The sequence below is a fragment of the Paenibacillus sp. cl141a genome (assembly GCF_900109305.1).
In the GTDB taxonomy this organism is placed as follows: domain Bacteria; phylum Bacillota; class Bacilli; order Paenibacillales; family Paenibacillaceae; genus Paenibacillus_AQ; species Paenibacillus_AQ lautus_A.
On the sequence record NZ_FNZO01000002.1, the window covers coordinates 804,329 to 820,550 of the forward strand.

Genomic DNA, 16,222 nt, shown 5'->3' on the forward strand with positions numbered 1-16,222 from the left:
GCGCCCTTAGTAACGCAACCACCCGTATTTAGCGTCGCCCGGCTTTCCTCTTAAACGTCCACATGCTCCATACCATCGAGCCAATCAGGATGAACAGGCACCATCCGATCGCCCAGCCGATCTGATCCTGGATGGAGCCTCCCGTCAGTAATCCGCGAATGGATTCGATGACCGGCGTAATCGGCTGGTTGCTTGCGATCCCTTGCAGCCAAGCCGGCATCGTCTCGGTGGGAACGAAAGCACTGGAGAGGTAAGGGAGAAAGAGCAGGATGAATCCATAACTGCTGGCCGCTGCCGGACTGCCTGCAACGAGACCGATAGCGGCGTAGAGCCAGGTAAAGGCAAAGATGAAAAGCGCGATCAAACCGATGGCGAGTATCCAATCCATAAGCCCTGCTGATGGCCTGAATCCAACGAGCAGAGCCACTGCGATAACAACGCCTGTCGCAAGCATGTTCCGGGCAAGGCTGGCGACCACATGCCCCGTGATGACACTCAAGCTTTGAATGGGCATCGTGCGGAAGCGATCAATGATGCCATTGGTCATATCCTGGGAGACGTCGACGGCCGTGCTGGACGATCCGAAGCCGGCGCATAGCAGGATGATCCCCGGAACCACGTAGTTAACATACTGTCCGCTGGGATCGAGGGCACCGCCAAATACATAGGTGAACAGCAGCATCAGCATGATCGGCAGCACCATTGCCGTTATCATCGCCTCCGCGTTGCGGATGCTGTGACGCAGGCTGCGGCCGATAAAGACAGACTGGGTAACTGCTAGGGACGTTGTTTTTGTTTTCGCAGCCGTTGCTCTTATCATACAATTCCCTCCATTTTCTTGTCGGTAAGCGACAGGAATACATCATCCATATTGGGTCTGTGAAGACTTACGCGCGTCTCATTCGGGAGCAAGCGTATAAAATCCTGAAGCGTATGTGCGACGTCGCCGATGCTGCCGCTTGTCGGAATCCTGTGGATCACTTCGTCACGCGCATCGCGAAGCTCCAGCATTTCACCACCGACCCGGGTCTTCAGCTCGGCCGGACTACCTTCAGCCACGATTCGTCCCCCATCCAGAACCGCAATCCGGTCCGCGAGCTGGTCGGCTTCCTCCAAATACTGCGTGGTCAGCAGGATGGTAATGCCTTGGCTCTTCAATTGCAGGATGATATCCCACAGCGCACGGCGGCTGCGCGTATCAAGTCCTGTGGTCGGTTCATCGAGGAACAGCACGGGCCGCGGCACGGCAAGGCTGATCGCCAGATCAAGCCGTCTCTTCATCCCGCCGGAATACGTCTTCACGCACTTGGCCGCCGCGGCCGCCAGATCGAAGTGCTCCAACAGCTCGGCGGTTCTCCGCCCGGCTTCCGCTGCGGATAGACCCGACAGCCTGCATATCATCCTGAGGTTTTCTTCGGCGGTCAGCACTTCGTCAACGGCCGCGAACTGGCCCGTCAGACTGATGGACCGCTGCACATCCTGCTTGTGACCGCGGAGATCGAACCCGTTGATCCTCACGCTCCCGGCATCGGGCGTCACCAACGTGGACAGGATGTGAATCAAGGTCGTTTTGCCGGCCCCATTAGGACCGAGAAGAGCAAATACGTCTCCTTGCGGCACGCTCAGGTCGATCCCGTCCAATACGGTCTGGTGCCCAAAGCTTTTACGAAGCTGACGAATTTCAACAGCATGGTTACTCATGAGCCGAACATCTCCTTCAATTAATTGTATATTATATAAACAGTTTAATTAATAATTAGTATATTGAATAAACAGTTATTGTGCAATACGATTTTTTCTTGCGTTTGACAACTGCGTGATGATCTGGGAGGAGTAGGCGTCCGGACATAAAAAAACCTGACGCGATGTAGCAAAACATCGCGTCAGGCTCTTATAGAGCTTAGTTCATGTATAAGCGATCTTATCGTTACGAACGATCTGATTCATCATAAAGCTCCAGTTCAATGACGGTATTGCGTTTGTCGGGGAGCGGATAGGTGAAGTGTTCAGGACGCGCGAAGTTGACGAATGCGTCTTCGACGAATTCGGCCGCGCTCCATGGGCGGCTGAGGAACAATTCGTATCCGTCCGCGAGCAGCCGGGCCTTCTTCACCTTGTCGGCCATGCCGATGAGATTGATCGGTCCGATGGACTCCTCAAAGACGTGGGCATAGAGCGTATTGCCTTTTTGGGTATAACGCCCCCACTCCGGTTTCGGATAATCGGCAGCCGCGCAGCCATAGATGCTGTCTCCGTTCTTGCTCATCCATTCGCCGATCTCCTCCAGCACGTCGAGGCTCTCCTTCGGGATGGAGCCCTTCGCGTCAGGACCGACGTTCAACAGCATGTTGCCGTTCTTGCTGACGCATTCCACCAGCTTGCGGATGATGGTGGTTGCCGATTTGTAATTGCGGTCAGCTGCGGCATAACCCCAGTTGTTGTTCAGCGTAATACAGGCTTCCCATGGAATCGGGGCACCTGTCTGGTCCACAACCCCGTGCGGCGGAATGATCTGTTCCGGCGACGCGAAGTCGCCGCTGTATACGGACGGATCGGTGGTATAGATGCTGCCGCCGCTCTCGCCGCTTCCCTCCAGCCGATTGTCGATAAGAATGTGCGGCTGAAGCTCGCGGATCATTTTCATCAGCTCGGTGGCGCGCCACACCTCGCCGCGCATGTTATCATAAGAGAAGTCAAACCACATGATATCGAGTTTGCCGTAGCCTGTGAGCAGCTCACGCACCTGTCCATGCATGTAATCCAGGTATCGGTCGAAGTTTTTCGGATCGCGCTTGAAGGCTTCGTTCGCCCGCATCGGATGGATCCGGTCTCCATAAGCCGGGTAGTCCTCATGATACCAGTCGATCAGCGAGAAATAGAGGCCGACTTTAAGGCCTTCTTCACGGAAAGCTTCCAGAAACTCTTGTACGAGATCCCGGCCGGCTTTGGTATTCGTCGACTTATATTCCGTCAGCTTGCTGTCGAACAAACAGAATCCGTCATGATGCTTGGCCGTCAGCACCGCATATTTCATGCCTGCTTTCTTGGCCGCTTTGGCCCACTCCCGAGGATTATAGTCAACGGGATCAAATTCATCGAAATAGGCCTGATAGTCCTCGATGCTCATTTGTTCCGTGCTTCGGAGCCATTCGCCTCGGGCCGGGATGGAGTAAAGCCCCCAGTGAATGAACATGCCGAAACGGTCGTTCTGGAACCATTGCACGCGCTGGTTTCGATCATGGATGACTTGATTGGTTGGAGTGGTAGTCGTTGTCATGGATTCAAACCTCCGATTCTTGGAATTGTCGAGTTTGATTTTAACAAGAATGTGTTAGTATGAATAGATAATTACTTAACTCCGACGGGTATTATAATAACTTTAGAGGATAACTGAAGATGAAGAATGAACGAAATGAACATGAGGCCATTCAGCAGATGCTCCTGAACATGCAGGTCCAGATCTGGGAGGCCGAAAGAACGCAGTGCTGGCCGGAATGGAAGGAATTCGACTACACCGTGTCGTACAACAAGCTCTATTTTATCCTGGATGGGGAAGGGTGGGTGAAGATCGGCGACGAGGAGCTGTATCCCGTACCGGGTCAATTGGTTCTGATGCCGGCACGGACCCGGCAGTCCTACTCTGTCATCAGCGGCCGTCCCTATCTTAAATACTGGTCTCACTTCTCGGCGACCGTGGGCGATTCCGATGTGTTTTCCTGGCTGAACGTGCCCCATTGCTACGATTTGTCGGAGAACGAAGAGATGCCGGCATTATTCCAGCAGCTCGTCGATGCGCATCGTTCCGATACCCTCGCCGCGCGATTGAGGGAAAAGTCCGTGATGCTGGACATTCTCTCCCGCGTGTTCGAACACCAGCAGCCGCAGATTCATGCGGACAAAATGGAGGATATGGGCAGGCTCCACAAAGTGCAGCAGTACATCAAAAATCATCTGCATGAGGAGATTACGCTGGAGCAGATGGCGGGAACGCTGCATTTGCACCCGAATTATTTTATTAAGTATTTCAAACGACATTTCGGAATCACGCCGCAAAAATATTTAAGCCTCAAACGGATGGAGCAGGCCAAGCTCATGCTGAGGACGACGTCCCTAAGCATCAAGGAAATTGCGGATGCCACCGGTTTTGAATCGGCGAACTATTTCTCGAAAACGTTTCGGAAAGAGGTAGGCTACAGCCCCTCGGAATATCGCAACAATATATAGCAAAAAAAAAAGAGGCTGCTCCTGAATTTCGATTCGGAAACGGCCTCTTTTATTCCTAACGGGAATTACCTAAAACCCTTTGCCTCCAAGCGGCTTAAGCCTGAGCGGCTCTGCGCCGGCTATCAGCGCCCGCCCGCGCTGCAGCAGCTCGGACGTATCCGCCCCCTGCAAGGAAGCGGCATGCGCGTCTTGGCTGCTCCACAATTCCGTGACCCATACGGCATTCGGATCGCTGTCCGAGACGTTGACGATATAAAGCTCACAGTCTTCGTTATCGCGGAGCATTGCGGCTGCTTCGAGCAGGATCTCCGCAAGTTCATCCCGTTTGCCGGGATGGGCGATCAATTTCCCGTACATTGCAAATTTCTCCATGGGAATCATCCTTCCTTAGTGGTCATGCCGGTTAACATGCGTTCGTAATGGAGCGCCAAGCTTGTCGTGATCTCGGACAGTTTCAGGACAAGCGAAGCGGGCTCCAGAATGGTTAAAGCTTTACCGTAGGGGAGAAGGAAATAGGGCACATAGGACGTCAGCGAAGACGTGTCCAGCCCGAAACGAGCCTCGCCATCATGGCGCGATACGAGGGTATGCCCAAACAACCAATGCTGGCTCAATTCGTTCAGAACATGCTCGTGGGCTTGGATGACAACATCGACCAGGGTTTCCGAGCTGCCTGGATCCGGGAGAAGACTGCCAAGCAATACATCCCTGGCCGAAAAATCAACGGGCCGCTCAAAGACCAGGGCTGTCGTCTCCAGACCGAGAATCCGGTCCACGCGAAAATTGCGAATCTCTTGGCGCAGACGGCAGTAACCCGCAGCATACCATTGGCCCTTCCAATGGATAATGCCGTAGGGATCGAAGTCTCGGACGGCTTCGGCGCCTTCCCGGCCCTTCGAATACGTCATCTTCAGGGTTTGTCCCTGTGCCGCGGCATTCTCCAGCATCTGCAGCAGCGGGCGAAGCCCGTCATGGACCGGAGGCTGCAAAACGGCGATGCCGCTGCTGTGCCGTTCGATCTGATGAAGCTGCTCCTCGTTCGTATAAAGCTTCAGCTTGCCGATCGCCCGCTCCAGCGCGTCCGTGAACGGATAGCCGGTTTCTTTGGCAAAAATTGAGGCATGCACCAAAGCCTTCTGCTCTTCCGCATCAAACATCAGCGGGGACTCGGCGAACGGTCCGAGAATCCGAAAGCCGCCGTTGGGCCCGGAATCGGCGATGATGGGCGCGCCGCTGGCGCATAACGAATCGATGCAGCGGTACACCGTTCGAACATGGATTTCCAGCTCATCGGCGATTTGCTGCGCGGTCATCTTTTTGCCCGAGCGAAGCATCCACAGGATCGACAGCATATTATCCGCTTTGGACATCAAAACGCGCTCCTTCCTTAGGGACGATCCCGACTGTTTACTTTTAAGTAGATTGTATCTTTTTTATACGAGCGGGTCCATGCCCTTGTCGATCCAGGAATCGTAGGTCGGACCGTAGAGCTCGGGAATCCGCAGGCCGGCTTGTCTCATCAGCACCGTCATCTGTCCGCGGTGATGCGCTTGATGAACCAGGGTAAAATGCAGGAATGCCGCATTGGTCCAAAGCTCTCCGTCGAATTCACGGGTAGCGCGAAGATCCTCCTCGCTCCACTGCGACTGAACCGCATCCAGGAGGGCATGCCGGATCCGGCGGTAGCTGTCGGTCATTTCGGCAGCCGAATCGGGAATTTCTTGCTCGCGGGACGGGCCCTCAAATTCCAAACCGAGCATGGTCATGTATTGAATCGACATAACCAAATGCCACGCCAGCTGACCGAGCGTGCGATGCTGCTCCGTCATGGCGGTTTTAAGCGAATCGTCGGTTAAAGCGTTCATGACTTGTTCCGTTATATGCGCCTCTTTTAACCATTCTGTCGTAAAATCCGCTTTGCTCATGTTCATGTGTTAACCCTCGCTTTGGTTTAGGATGTGTGCTGCAAATCGAGTATATTACATCATTCCTGACAGTTACGGTCAGTGATTATAGGCCAAATTAAAAAATGGGATTGTATGCTCGACTATGTCGCAGCAGAATGTTTGGCTTGAGGTCAACACGGGGACCCGAAAAGAGACTGATATTTTTCATCTGATTGGTCTAAGTTTCCTTCTTCATTTATAATGAATGAGGATCAAGAATCGTGAGGAATTTAAGATATAGGAGGTGCAGGGCATGCAGGAAGCGATTCGTGATATCCCGGGGGCTGATGGATGGATTGTCATTCAAGCGGTTGACAAGGGCTGGTCGGCAGATCGTAAATATTATATTCAGGATATGCAAGGCGAGGAGCGGCTCCTCCGGCTATCCGATATCTCTCAGTTCGAGAGGAAAAAATGGGAGTTTGAAACGGTTAAAAAGCTGGATCCCATCGAAATGCGAACGTCTCGCCCGATAGATTTTGGCGTCTGTCATGGTGGCCGGCAAGTGTATTCCCTGTTCACATGGGTTCCGGGAGAAGATGCAAGGGAGGCGATTCCTTTGCTGGATTCAGAGGAGCAGTACCGGCTTGGCGTTCAGGCAGGCGCATATTTGAACAGGATGCATGGCATTCCGGCTGAAAGCGGATGGGATACGTGGGCGTCTTACTATAATTCAAAAATGGATCGGTACATAAAAAATTATGAGAGCTGCGGCATCCGGCTTGCCGGCGCTGAGAACATCATCCGTTTTATGGAGTCGCACCGGTATTTGTTAGAAGAGCGTCCCGTTGCTTTTCAACATGGGGATTATCATGTCGGCAATATGGTGGTTTCGCCTGAAGGGGAACTCGGCATCATCGATTTCAACCGGGCGGAATACGGTGATCCTTGGGAGGAGTTTAACCGGATTACGTGGGACGCCGCGATTAGCCCGTGGTTCGCTTCGGGTCGTATCCATGGATATTTTCAAGGACGAGAGGTGCCGGATTCATTTTTCAGATTAATGGCGCTTTATATCGCGAGCAATCAGATTTCCTCCATTCATTGGGCCATCCCGTTCGGAGAGCAGGAAGTGGAGGTTATGATGAATCAGGCTCAAACCGTGCTGAATTGGTATGATGGATTCCGGACGCATGTGCCCAATTGGTATATAACGAATGCCGAGGTTATGCCGGATCGCCGCGAATAACAGCAATCTGGAAGAATTTAACCAAGCTGCTGCATGATACAATGGCAAAAAACCACAATGGAGGTTTGCGCTCATGACATCAGCGGATATTCAGTTTATCGGCGGAAATAATATGGCCATTAAGATTCCGAAGCACAAGTATGAGGAGACCGTGCATTTTTACAAAGAGGTTTTACGGCTGCCATATTTGGGCTTCAGGGACGGGTCGCATGCTTTTCAGCACGGCCCAAATACCTTATGGCTGGACTGCATGCTCAACTATTCGCAGCAGGATGTTTGGCTCGAGGTCAACACGGAGGATCCGGAGGAGGCTGCCCGATATTTGAGAGAGCACCGGGTGGACCGCAGGGATGAGGTGGAGGTTTACGAGAACTCGCGGGGCTACTGGATATCGGATCCGTGCGGGACGATCATCCGGGTGAATCCCGGAAAAGCGAGTGAATAGACAGCCTACCCGGTAAAAATGGTTGCCGTTGACTACGCACCCCTTGAGACGTGTGAGGATATGTCGAAGCGACTAACACGCACCCGGCCAAATTTTAGGCTCACTCCCTAAATTTCATGAACCGGGACACAAAAAACCAAGCATTTCCTATCCAAGAAAAAGGATGTGACAGGGAATGCTTGGTTTTTATTCTGTGGAACTACGCTACGGCTTCAGAACGACCTTGGTGCATTCGTCCTCGTGATCGTTGAATATCCGATAGGCATTGCTTGCCTGTTCCAAAGGAAGCCGGTGGGAGACAATCTCCGTCGGATCAAATTCGCCGGCGGTTATTTTCTTGAACAGCTCCGGCATGTAATGGATAACGGGAGCTTGTCCCATGGTAAGGGTAATGTTCCGTTCAAAAATATGACCGAGCGGGAACATATTGTACAGCGAACCGTATACGCCGGTCAGCTGGACGGTGCCAAATTTGCGCACGGCCTGGATGGCGATATCAATCGCGCTCAACGTTCCCCCCTGGAGCTTCAGCTTTTGGCCGGTACGTGGTCCATGACATGTAACGGCTGTCTACCATATTGTATACTTCGGACTTTAGCGGACACAGGATACGTTATTTGCTCTGATAAGAGCTAAACTTTGATACTTGCGGACATGAGGTCCGTTATTTGCATAAAAAGTCCGTTTTTTGGCGGCGAAGGGGTTAAATAACGGAACTGGTGTCCGTTGCACTTAGAGAATGGCCTGATTTGTGGTAAATAACGGATCTGTAGTCCGATGGGTATGGGGATAACGGCGCTTGTTTGGCATGGGAACCGCATGTGATGGGAAGAAGCTACCTGTTTAATGGAAACCACAAGTGTGTTGAAGAAACTGCCTGTTGGTGTGGAAACCACATGTGTGGTGAAGAAACTGCCTGTTGGTGTAGAAACCACATGTGTGGTGAAGAGCTGCTTGTTGGTAGGAAAACCTCCGCATACATAGGACCGGCAACCATGTAATATGGCACCGTCTGATTGGGGATCTGCAGGTGTTTAGTCGTGCAGACACGTCCATGGCCGCTTTTCGTCGGTAAATCGAGGCACCCGCGCCAATAACCGGCTTATGAATGGCAAGTGGCTCTCACGCCAATGGCCGGCTTAAGAATGGCAAGGGACTCTCACTAAAACAAAAGAACGCGTATTGGAAGGGATTCAATTATCCCGCCATACGCGTTCTTATTTAGGATGTTACTATGTTACTTTCGGTCTGTTGGCGTCACCGTTACACCAGCTTTAAATATTCTACGATCGTCAGCAAGCCTTTATCGAAATTCTCCAAATTAAAATGCTCGTTCGGCGCATGCAGATTCTCGTCCGGCAAGCCGAAGCCCATCATGACGGCAGGGGCGTTCAGCGTGCTGGAGAGCTTCTCCACGATCGGAATCGATCCTCCGTCTTTCGTGAACAGTGCACGCGTGCCGTACACGTTCTCGAAGGCGTCTGCGGCTTTTTGCAGCATCGGATGGGATGGATCGATATTGAAGGCGAATGCCTTTTCCTTCGGCTGGAAAGTGATCTTGGCTCCGACCGGGGTATGGGCATGCAAATGCTTCTCGATCGCGTCGAGCACAGCCTGCGGATCCTGGTCGGCGACCAAGCGGCAGGTGATTTTCGCATGGGCTTCCTTCGGAATGACCGTTTTGCTGCCTTCTCCCTGGAATCCGCCGTATACGCCGTTCAGCTCAAGGGTCGGACGCGCTCCCACTCGTTCAACGAAGGAGAAGCCTTCTTCGCCGTACAGGGAATCCAGGCCGAGGTCCCGCTTCAGCTTATCCTCGTCGAACTCCTGCTTGGCAAATTCCTCGCGCATTTCGGGCGACAGTTCGAGTACGCCGTCATAAAAGCCTTCAACCGCGACGCGGCCCTGCTCGTCATGGAGCGAGGAGAGCAAGGAGACCATCGCGTGCAGGGCGTTCGGCACGCCGCCGCCGTATGTACCGGAATGAAGATCGGTATTGGCTGTTTCCAGGGACAATTCCAGCGAGCACAACCCGCGAAGACCCGTGGAAATGGCCGGTTTGCCAGGCGCTAGCAGGGATGTATCCGAGATCACGATGGCATCTGCCGCCAGCTTGTCCTTGTTGTTGTCAAGATAGAGCGGCAGGTTGGGGCTGGATACCTCTTCTTCGCCTTCAATGCAGAATTTGATGTTGACCGGAAGCTCCTTCTCTTGCTTCAAAATGGCTTCGACGGCTTTGACATGCAGGAAGAGCTGGCCTTTGTCGTCCGTTGCTCCGCGCGCGTACAATTTGCCGTTGCGGACAGCCGGCTCGAACGGCGGCGTTTCCCACAGATGAAGCGGATCAACGGGCTGAACGTCATAGTGGCCGTAGACGAGCACGGTCGGCTTGCCTTCGGCATGCAGGTAGTCTGCCGTAATAATCGGGTGCCCGGCCGTCTGGTGAACCTCCACATGCTCAAGTCCCGCTTCGGTCAGCTTGCCTGCGAGCCACTCGGCAGCCTTGGCGACATCGCCTTTGTGCTCGGACAAGGCGGAAATGCTCGGAATGGACAACCATTCCTTCAATTCATTCAGATGGGTTTCGCGGTGTTCAGCGAAATACGCTTTATAATCAACGCTCATGAATATAGAACCTCCTTCGATTTACATTGGCATTCAAAAAGATGCCGTATCTTACTATTCTAACCGTTTTTCGGAGAATACGAAATACAGCCGGATCAAATCGGAAGCTTGTCTGGATTCCCATCCGCCGCTGTCATGCAAAATTGTCCAAAAGATTTCTCCAGAACATGCGCAGTGCCGGACTGATCAGCTTATTGCGGTGTCGAACCGCATAAATCTGACGTTCAGGCACCCAGGACGGAATAGGTCGTGCATGCAGCTTCCCCTCTGCCACATCCTCTTGTATGGCGGCTTCTGCAATCATGCCGTAGCCGAGACCGTGCCGGACGGCGGATTTCAGCGCCTCGGTCCCCGAGATTTCCAGTGATATTTGAAGATGTAGACGATGTTTGTCTGCCCAGTTGTCAATAAGCTGCCTGCTGATAGAGCCCGGTTCATGGGAAACGAAAGGATGTTCGACCAGATCGCCGGGCATTAAATCGTTTAGGCTTGCGAATGGATGATCCGGGGCGAATATAAGAACCAGGTCATCATGGATCAACGGCTGCGCGATGAATTCCGGGTCATCCACTTGCGTGTTCGAAATGATGCCTACATCGAGTTCATATTTCTTGACTTTTTCCAGAATATAGGCCGCAGGGCGGACATCCATAAGGATCGACAATCCCGGATAATTGAGCTTCAGCTGCTTCAGGAACGGCGGTAGCAGATAGGTGGCAGGCGTATGGGTGCTGCCGATCGCTAGCACTCCCGCAGCGGTTCCGCGGTATACGTCCATGGTTGATGAAGCTTCCTCAGAGAGGGAATGAATCTGCGATGCGTAATGATAAAAGGCTTCACCGGCTTCCGTAAGCTTGATGACATGATAGGACTTGGTGTGAAACAGAGCAAGGCCAAGCTCTTCTTGCAGCTTGTTCAAATGAAAGGTGACGGTTGGCTGGGTAATGCCCAGCTTCTGCGCCACAAGGTACAGTTTCTTCAATTCGACGGTAAGTACAAACACTTTGAATTGCTGTAAGTTCAAATTGCATCCCTCTCTTCCCATTTCAAACATCGATGATATTAATCTTATCTTTCATTTGATAGATATTATTTAATTCTTTGTTAACGCAGCGATAATTTTTAATTGAATCTGGGACGTTATGCTGAAATGGAAACAAGAAGGCAATCAGAAACAGGAGGGTGACATGAACAAGAAAACAGGATTCAAACATGGAATATTCATTGCTTTGACTGCGCTCATGTGGTTGTTGTCGGCATGCGCGCAAACGGATGGACAGCCAACGGTTCGCTCGGGGGAAACCACGGGGCCGACGGCCAGCGGAAGCGGAGGTGCAGCCGGGCAGCCGGACATAACCTTAACGAATGGCAATCCGGAGGATACCGGGGAAACGATCTACTTATACGGAAATGATTTTGTGGATTACATTGCCCCGAAATTTATGGAAGAGACAGGCTTCAAATTAGAAGCCGTGCATTATGGAGGGGGGGAAGCATTGGCCAAAATTGAGGCGGAGCAGGGAAATCCGCAATGGGACGTCTTGATGATGGATGGACACGGTTCGATGCGCAATTTGGGCGACCGCGATTTCCTGATGACGGATTGGGAGCCTGACAATCTCGGAAATCTGTCCGAGAACGGAAAGAGCCATGTACCCGAAGATTTCGCCTACTTCCCTGTCGGCATTCATGCAGCAGGTGTCATTGCTTATAACACAACGCTGGTAACTTCGGAGAAGGCACCGACGACTTGGGAGCAATTTTTTGCCTATGACGGCCCTGTCGGTCATGCCGATCCGGCCGTGGCAGCGCCTGCCTATCCGCTCGTATCCGCATTTTTTGAGCAATGGGGTGTCGAAGCCGCAGAGCAGACATACGAGCAGCGTTTTAAAAAAGGACTTCATGTATACCCCAAGAACGGTCCTGTCGGGAAGGCGCTGTTAAGCGGAGAAATCGAAGTTGCGGCGCTTCAGGAGCATAATGCTTATGAACTGAAGCTTGCAGGCGAGCCTATCGAGGTAATATGGCCGCGCGAGGGTGCGCCAGGGAGCTTGCGCGTTGTGGCGATCAGCAAGCATACCAAGAATCCGGCAGCGGCCAAAGCATTTGTTGAATATATGCTGAAACCCGAGACACAGCAGATGTTAACGAATCTGGATTCAACGGATAGTTTCTTTACGCCGCTTGTGGAGGGCGTGAGTGCACGAAGTGAGCGTGAACCGAATGGTGCCTTTATGCTGCCTTCCGCGAAGTGGGCATCCGAGCATGAAGTTGAGATCAAAACCTGGTTTGCGGATCAAAATGTAAGGTAGGAAGGGCGATATGAATACTTCGGAAGCTCGCTATGGAGGCGGGGTCACCCTCCTCCTGTTTGTTTTTATTTTTTTGCCGCTGCTCGCCGTCCTGATCAACGTCATCTTTCCCGGGCTATTTTTCGGGCAGATCGAGTCCAGCAGCCTGGGCTTGATCGGAGACATCATGAATCGGCCGTTATGGAAACAGTCCCTTCTGAATTCGGTCACATTATCGCTGGGCACGGCAACGATCGGTACGATCATTGGTGGCGTGCTTGCTACCATTCGGGCACGGTGGGACTTTGCAGCGGCCAAATTGCTGGATATGACGGCTTGGGTATTGTTAATAGCCCCGTCCTTCATGATCGCGCAGGGCTGGGTTTTGTTTGCCGGCTCGGACGGACTGGCTCATCAGTGGCTGGGGCTGACGTGGGTCACCTCGTTTATTTTTCAGCCTGTCGGGCTTATGTTCGTCATGTCGCTAAGTAAATTCCCCCTAGCTTATTTGGCCATTATGGCAGCTTCGGAGTGGAACATAAGGCAGTTCGGTAATGCGGCCAGGCTGAATGGCGCAAGGCCATTCACCGTCTGGAGAACCGTCGAACTGCCATTGGCTCTGCCTTCCTATGTGGCTGGCTGGACCCTGGTGTTCATGGATACCATCGGAGATTTCGGGCTGCCCGCCGCTTTGGCAACCGTGTATAAATTCCCAACGTTGACATACTCCATATACTCGGCAATCTACCAGTCTCCGGTCCGATTCGATATGGCGGGTGTGCTGGCATTCTATCTTGTCTTAATTCTGGCACTGGCGATGACCTTGCTTATGGTGACCCTGCGGAAATCCAGGTTCGACTTTTTGAATGCAAGAGCGGTTCAAATGGAGAAGGTAAGGCCGCGGAAGGCCTGGTTGTATAATCTGTCGATTACGATTTTTCTCTTTGTGAGTCTTGGGATTCCGATCGGAACCAGCGCAGCGGTGTCTTTCCTGAAGCAGGCTGGCGGAGGCATACATCTGGATAATCTCACGCTGGATCATTATCGCGAATTATTCGCAGGACAAGCCGGGGATCACAGGCTGCTCGGTTATCTGGAAGGCATGTATCATTCGCTTGTCATAGCAGCCGCAGCTGCATTGTTTAGCATGCTGATCGGGTTTGTTGTAGCCTATATGCTGACTTTTACGGAGTCTCGTCTAAGGCCGTTGCTTCAGCTATTCTCGATCATTTCTTTAGCGGTCCCCGGCGTTGTGCTAGGGATTGGCTATATTTTCATATGGAATCAGAAATGGCTGGAACCTTTAGGACTCCATCTTTACGGAACACCCTCGCTGCTTGTGATCGCCGGGATCGCCGGTGCCATCCCCTACGCAGTCAGGGTCCAGCTTGGCGCGTTCGGCAACATGTCCGGCACCATGCTCAAGGCGGCAGCCATTCAAGGGGCAGGCGTATTTGAACGAATGCGGGATATCGTACTGCCTATAGCACGCCAGTCGCTTCTAATTGCAACCCTGGCTTCGTTCGGAACCAGCGTGTTTGATCTGGCCCTGGCTTCCATGCTGAAACCGGCTAACTATTCGCTGATGCCGCTGGTCATAGACAGGGCCTTTGAATTCTCGCGCTACGGCTATGCAACGGCTGCTACCGTCGTTAGCTGCGGAACGGTCGTGCTGATCATCATTCTTCTGCAAGCAGCGGGGCGTACATGGTTCAGATGGCTGGATCGCAATAAATGGTAGAAGGGATGGAGAGTGGAATGATCTTAAAGGTAAAGGGCGTATCGAAATCATTCGGCTCACAGCAAGTATTGAAGCCGATCACGTTTGAGGTGGGAGAAGGGGAGCGCATATGCATTCTTGGCCCCTCAGGCTGCGGAAAATCAACGCTGCTCCAGATGATTGCCGGTCTTCAGCGTATCGATGCAGGGGAGGTGGAGATGGCCGGAGTCACCGTCGAACGGCGAGGGCATTATATTCCGCCGGAAAATCGCCCGATTAACATGGTGTTTCAAGATTATGCGCTATGGCCCCATATGAACGTGAAACAGAATATGGAGTATGGGATGAAGCGCCGAAAACTAAATGGGCATGACAGAGCGCGGACATTGGACCGACTCCAATCGCTTTTAAAGCTGGAAGGTTTATTGGACCGGCTGCCGGCCCAGCTGTCTGGCGGTCAGCAGCAGCGCGTCGGCATCGCGAGAGCGCTGGCAACAGAGCCGAAGCTGTTGTTAATGGACGAACCATTGTCCAATCTGGATGTCAAACTGAGAACGGATATGCGTGGTGAATTGGCCAGATTGCTGGGCGAATTATCCATCGCTACCCTGTATGTGACGCATGACCGGATGGAGGCCTTTACGGTGGCTGATCGCATAATGATATTAAGGAACGGGGCGATTGATCAATTTGGGGAACCGAGAGAGCTGTTTGAGCGGCCTGCGAGCCCTTGGGTGGCGCAGCTTATGGGTTACCATAACCGATTGGAAGCCAAACTGAGCCCGAATGGGCAAACTGCAGCCATACTATCCGGAAGTTTGATTGGCGGAAAACTGATAGATACAAATCATGGTGACGACGGTGCCATCGTCATGATCCATCCTGAATCGATCGAAATATGCAGTGACGAAGCTACACCGGAAGGGAACTCGCTGAAGGTAACCGTCCTGCAGACGGTCTACGAAGGAACCAGATGGAGAATCATAGCCGAGACGACAGACCGGCAGCCGATTCATTTATTCCATCATTGCAGCGTAGAAGCGGGAAGCGAACGAAGGATACGGGTGTCACCGGAACAAACCATGATATATGCAGAAAGCAGCATGTTGGCCACATGAGTCAGGTGTATGCGGTTTCGGACATTCACGGCTACGGTTATCTGCTTGAGATCCTGCTGCAGCATGTACATTATCAGCCCGAGGCGGATCGTTTATTTTTGCTTGGGGATTATGTGAATAAGGGACCCGATTCAGCCGGGACCCTGGATTACGTGAAGGAGCTGTGTTATGCCGGCGCAGTAGCGCTACAGGGGAACAATGAACGCAAATGGCTGCATCAATTGCCGGAACAAGCCGGTTTCGTCGCTCCTCAAGGGTTACAATATCAACAATTCATTGCAGCTATGCCGCTATGGATCGAGCATGATAAGTATTTGTTTGTGCATGCGGGCATTCGACCCGATATTCCGCTCCATGCGCAGAAGCCGGAGGATCTGACGGAGATCCGGGAACCGTTCCATCAGTCGCCGCGTTTGATGGATAAAACGATTGTGTTTGGTCATACATCCACGTTTCGCTTGGGTGTACAGCCCCATCAGCTCTGGTTCGGCGACGGTAAGCTGGGAATTGATACAGGCGCTGGGCACGGATATTATTTAAGCCTGGTGAATTTGACTTCGGGCATTCATTGGTCCATATCGGTTACACGGCCGGAGAACATTACGTGCCGGAAGCTAAGAATAACGGGAGCATCCGGTCTTGCTAAATAATATAATTCCATATT

Annotated in this window: 15 protein-coding genes and 1 pseudogene; 7 read left to right on the forward strand and 9 right to left on the reverse strand. The window is 52.4% G+C overall.

From position 1 onward, the window contains the following. Positions 1–28 precede the first annotated feature (28 nt). The 3 genes from BMX45_RS08815 to BMX45_RS08825 form a co-directional block, all read right to left on the reverse strand. The gene (locus tag BMX45_RS08815) at positions 29–820 is read right to left on the reverse strand and encodes an ABC transporter permease (RefSeq protein ID WP_015736796.1); all 792 of its coding nucleotides are present in this window, start codon (positions 818–820) and stop codon (positions 29–31) included. Beyond that, positions 817–1,701, reverse strand: coding sequence for an ATP-binding cassette domain-containing protein (locus tag BMX45_RS08820; protein ID WP_090909340.1), 885 nt, complete (start codon positions 1,699–1,701; stop codon positions 817–819). Before BMX45_RS08820 ends, BMX45_RS08815 begins: the two co-directional genes overlap by 4 nt. 226 nt (positions 1,702–1,927) lie before the next feature. After that, positions 1,928–3,277, reverse strand: a complete 1,350-nt coding sequence (locus BMX45_RS08825; RefSeq protein WP_090909341.1) for an alpha-L-fucosidase — start codon at positions 3,275–3,277, stop codon at positions 1,928–1,930. 119 nt (positions 3,278–3,396) lie between these two features. Between BMX45_RS08825 and BMX45_RS08830 the strand changes: the two genes are divergently transcribed. Next, a complete protein-coding gene (locus BMX45_RS08830; protein WP_090909342.1) occupies positions 3,397–4,224 on the forward strand; it encodes an AraC family transcriptional regulator in 828 nt (275 codons plus the stop codon). 69 nt (positions 4,225–4,293) lie between these two features. Here the strand turns inward: BMX45_RS08830 and BMX45_RS08835 are convergent, their stop codons facing one another. The 3 genes from BMX45_RS08835 to BMX45_RS08845 all read right to left on the reverse strand — a co-directional run bounded on the left by BMX45_RS08835 (position 4,294) and on the right by BMX45_RS08845 (position 6,155). After that, on the reverse strand, positions 4,294–4,596 hold the full coding sequence (locus BMX45_RS08835) for a putative quinol monooxygenase (RefSeq protein WP_009591286.1): 303 nt from the start codon (positions 4,594–4,596) through the stop codon (positions 4,294–4,296). A 5-nt stretch (positions 4,597–4,601) separates the two neighbouring features. Next, a complete protein-coding gene (locus BMX45_RS08840; protein WP_090909343.1) occupies positions 4,602–5,594 on the reverse strand; it encodes a helix-turn-helix transcriptional regulator in 993 nt (330 codons plus the stop codon). A gap of 63 nt (positions 5,595–5,657) precedes the next feature. After that, a complete protein-coding gene (locus tag BMX45_RS08845) occupies positions 5,658–6,155 on the reverse strand; it encodes a DinB family protein (protein ID WP_090909344.1) in 498 nt (165 codons plus the stop codon). Positions 6,156–6,423: 268 nt separating this feature from the next. On the opposite strand from BMX45_RS08845, the gene BMX45_RS08850 reads away from it, so the two are divergent. Continuing rightward, complete coding sequence (locus BMX45_RS08850) at positions 6,424–7,359, forward strand: aminoglycoside phosphotransferase family protein (protein WP_090909345.1); 936 nt, start codon at positions 6,424–6,426, stop codon at positions 7,357–7,359. A gap of 73 nt (positions 7,360–7,432) precedes the next feature. Next, entirely contained in the window at positions 7,433–7,804 is a 372-nt protein-coding gene (locus BMX45_RS08855) for a VOC family protein (RefSeq protein ID WP_090909346.1), read from the forward strand. A 204-nt stretch (positions 7,805–8,008) separates the two neighbouring features. On the opposite strand, the pseudogene BMX45_RS08860 reads toward BMX45_RS08855, so the two are convergent. The 3 genes and pseudogenes from BMX45_RS08860 to BMX45_RS08870 all read right to left on the reverse strand — a co-directional run. Further along, positions 8,009–8,344, reverse strand: a pseudogene (locus BMX45_RS08860) (glutathione-dependent formaldehyde dehydrogenase); the annotation flags it as partial. 723 nt (positions 8,345–9,067) lie between these two features. Next, positions 9,068–10,429, reverse strand: coding sequence for a dipeptidase (locus BMX45_RS08865; RefSeq protein ID WP_036660112.1), 1,362 nt, complete (start codon positions 10,427–10,429; stop codon positions 9,068–9,070). A 133-nt stretch (positions 10,430–10,562) separates the two neighbouring features. Next, the gene (locus BMX45_RS08870) at positions 10,563–11,453 is read right to left on the reverse strand and encodes a LysR family transcriptional regulator (RefSeq protein ID WP_175495065.1); all 891 of its coding nucleotides are present in this window, start codon (positions 11,451–11,453) and stop codon (positions 10,563–10,565) included. Between the two features lie 163 nt (positions 11,454–11,616). On the opposite strand from BMX45_RS08870, the gene BMX45_RS08875 reads away from it, so the two are divergent. Genes BMX45_RS08875 through BMX45_RS08890 form a run of 4 tightly spaced genes read left to right on the forward strand, consistent with a single transcriptional unit; the run spans position 11,617 to position 16,208 of the window. Beyond that, positions 11,617–12,741, forward strand: a complete 1,125-nt coding sequence (locus BMX45_RS08875; RefSeq protein ID WP_090909348.1) for an extracellular solute-binding protein — start codon at positions 11,617–11,619, stop codon at positions 12,739–12,741. 10 nt (positions 12,742–12,751) lie between these two features. Then, entirely contained in the window at positions 12,752–14,461 is a 1,710-nt protein-coding gene (locus tag BMX45_RS08880) for an ABC transporter permease (protein WP_090909349.1), read from the forward strand. Between the two features lie 17 nt (positions 14,462–14,478). Beyond that, positions 14,479–15,558, forward strand: a complete 1,080-nt coding sequence (locus tag BMX45_RS08885) for an ABC transporter ATP-binding protein (RefSeq protein WP_090909350.1) — start codon at positions 14,479–14,481, stop codon at positions 15,556–15,558. Continuing rightward, positions 15,555–16,208, forward strand: coding sequence for a metallophosphoesterase (locus BMX45_RS08890; protein ID WP_090909351.1), 654 nt, complete (start codon positions 15,555–15,557; stop codon positions 16,206–16,208). The genes BMX45_RS08885 and BMX45_RS08890 overlap by 4 nt, the downstream gene beginning before the upstream one ends. Positions 16,209–16,222 lie beyond the last annotated feature (14 nt).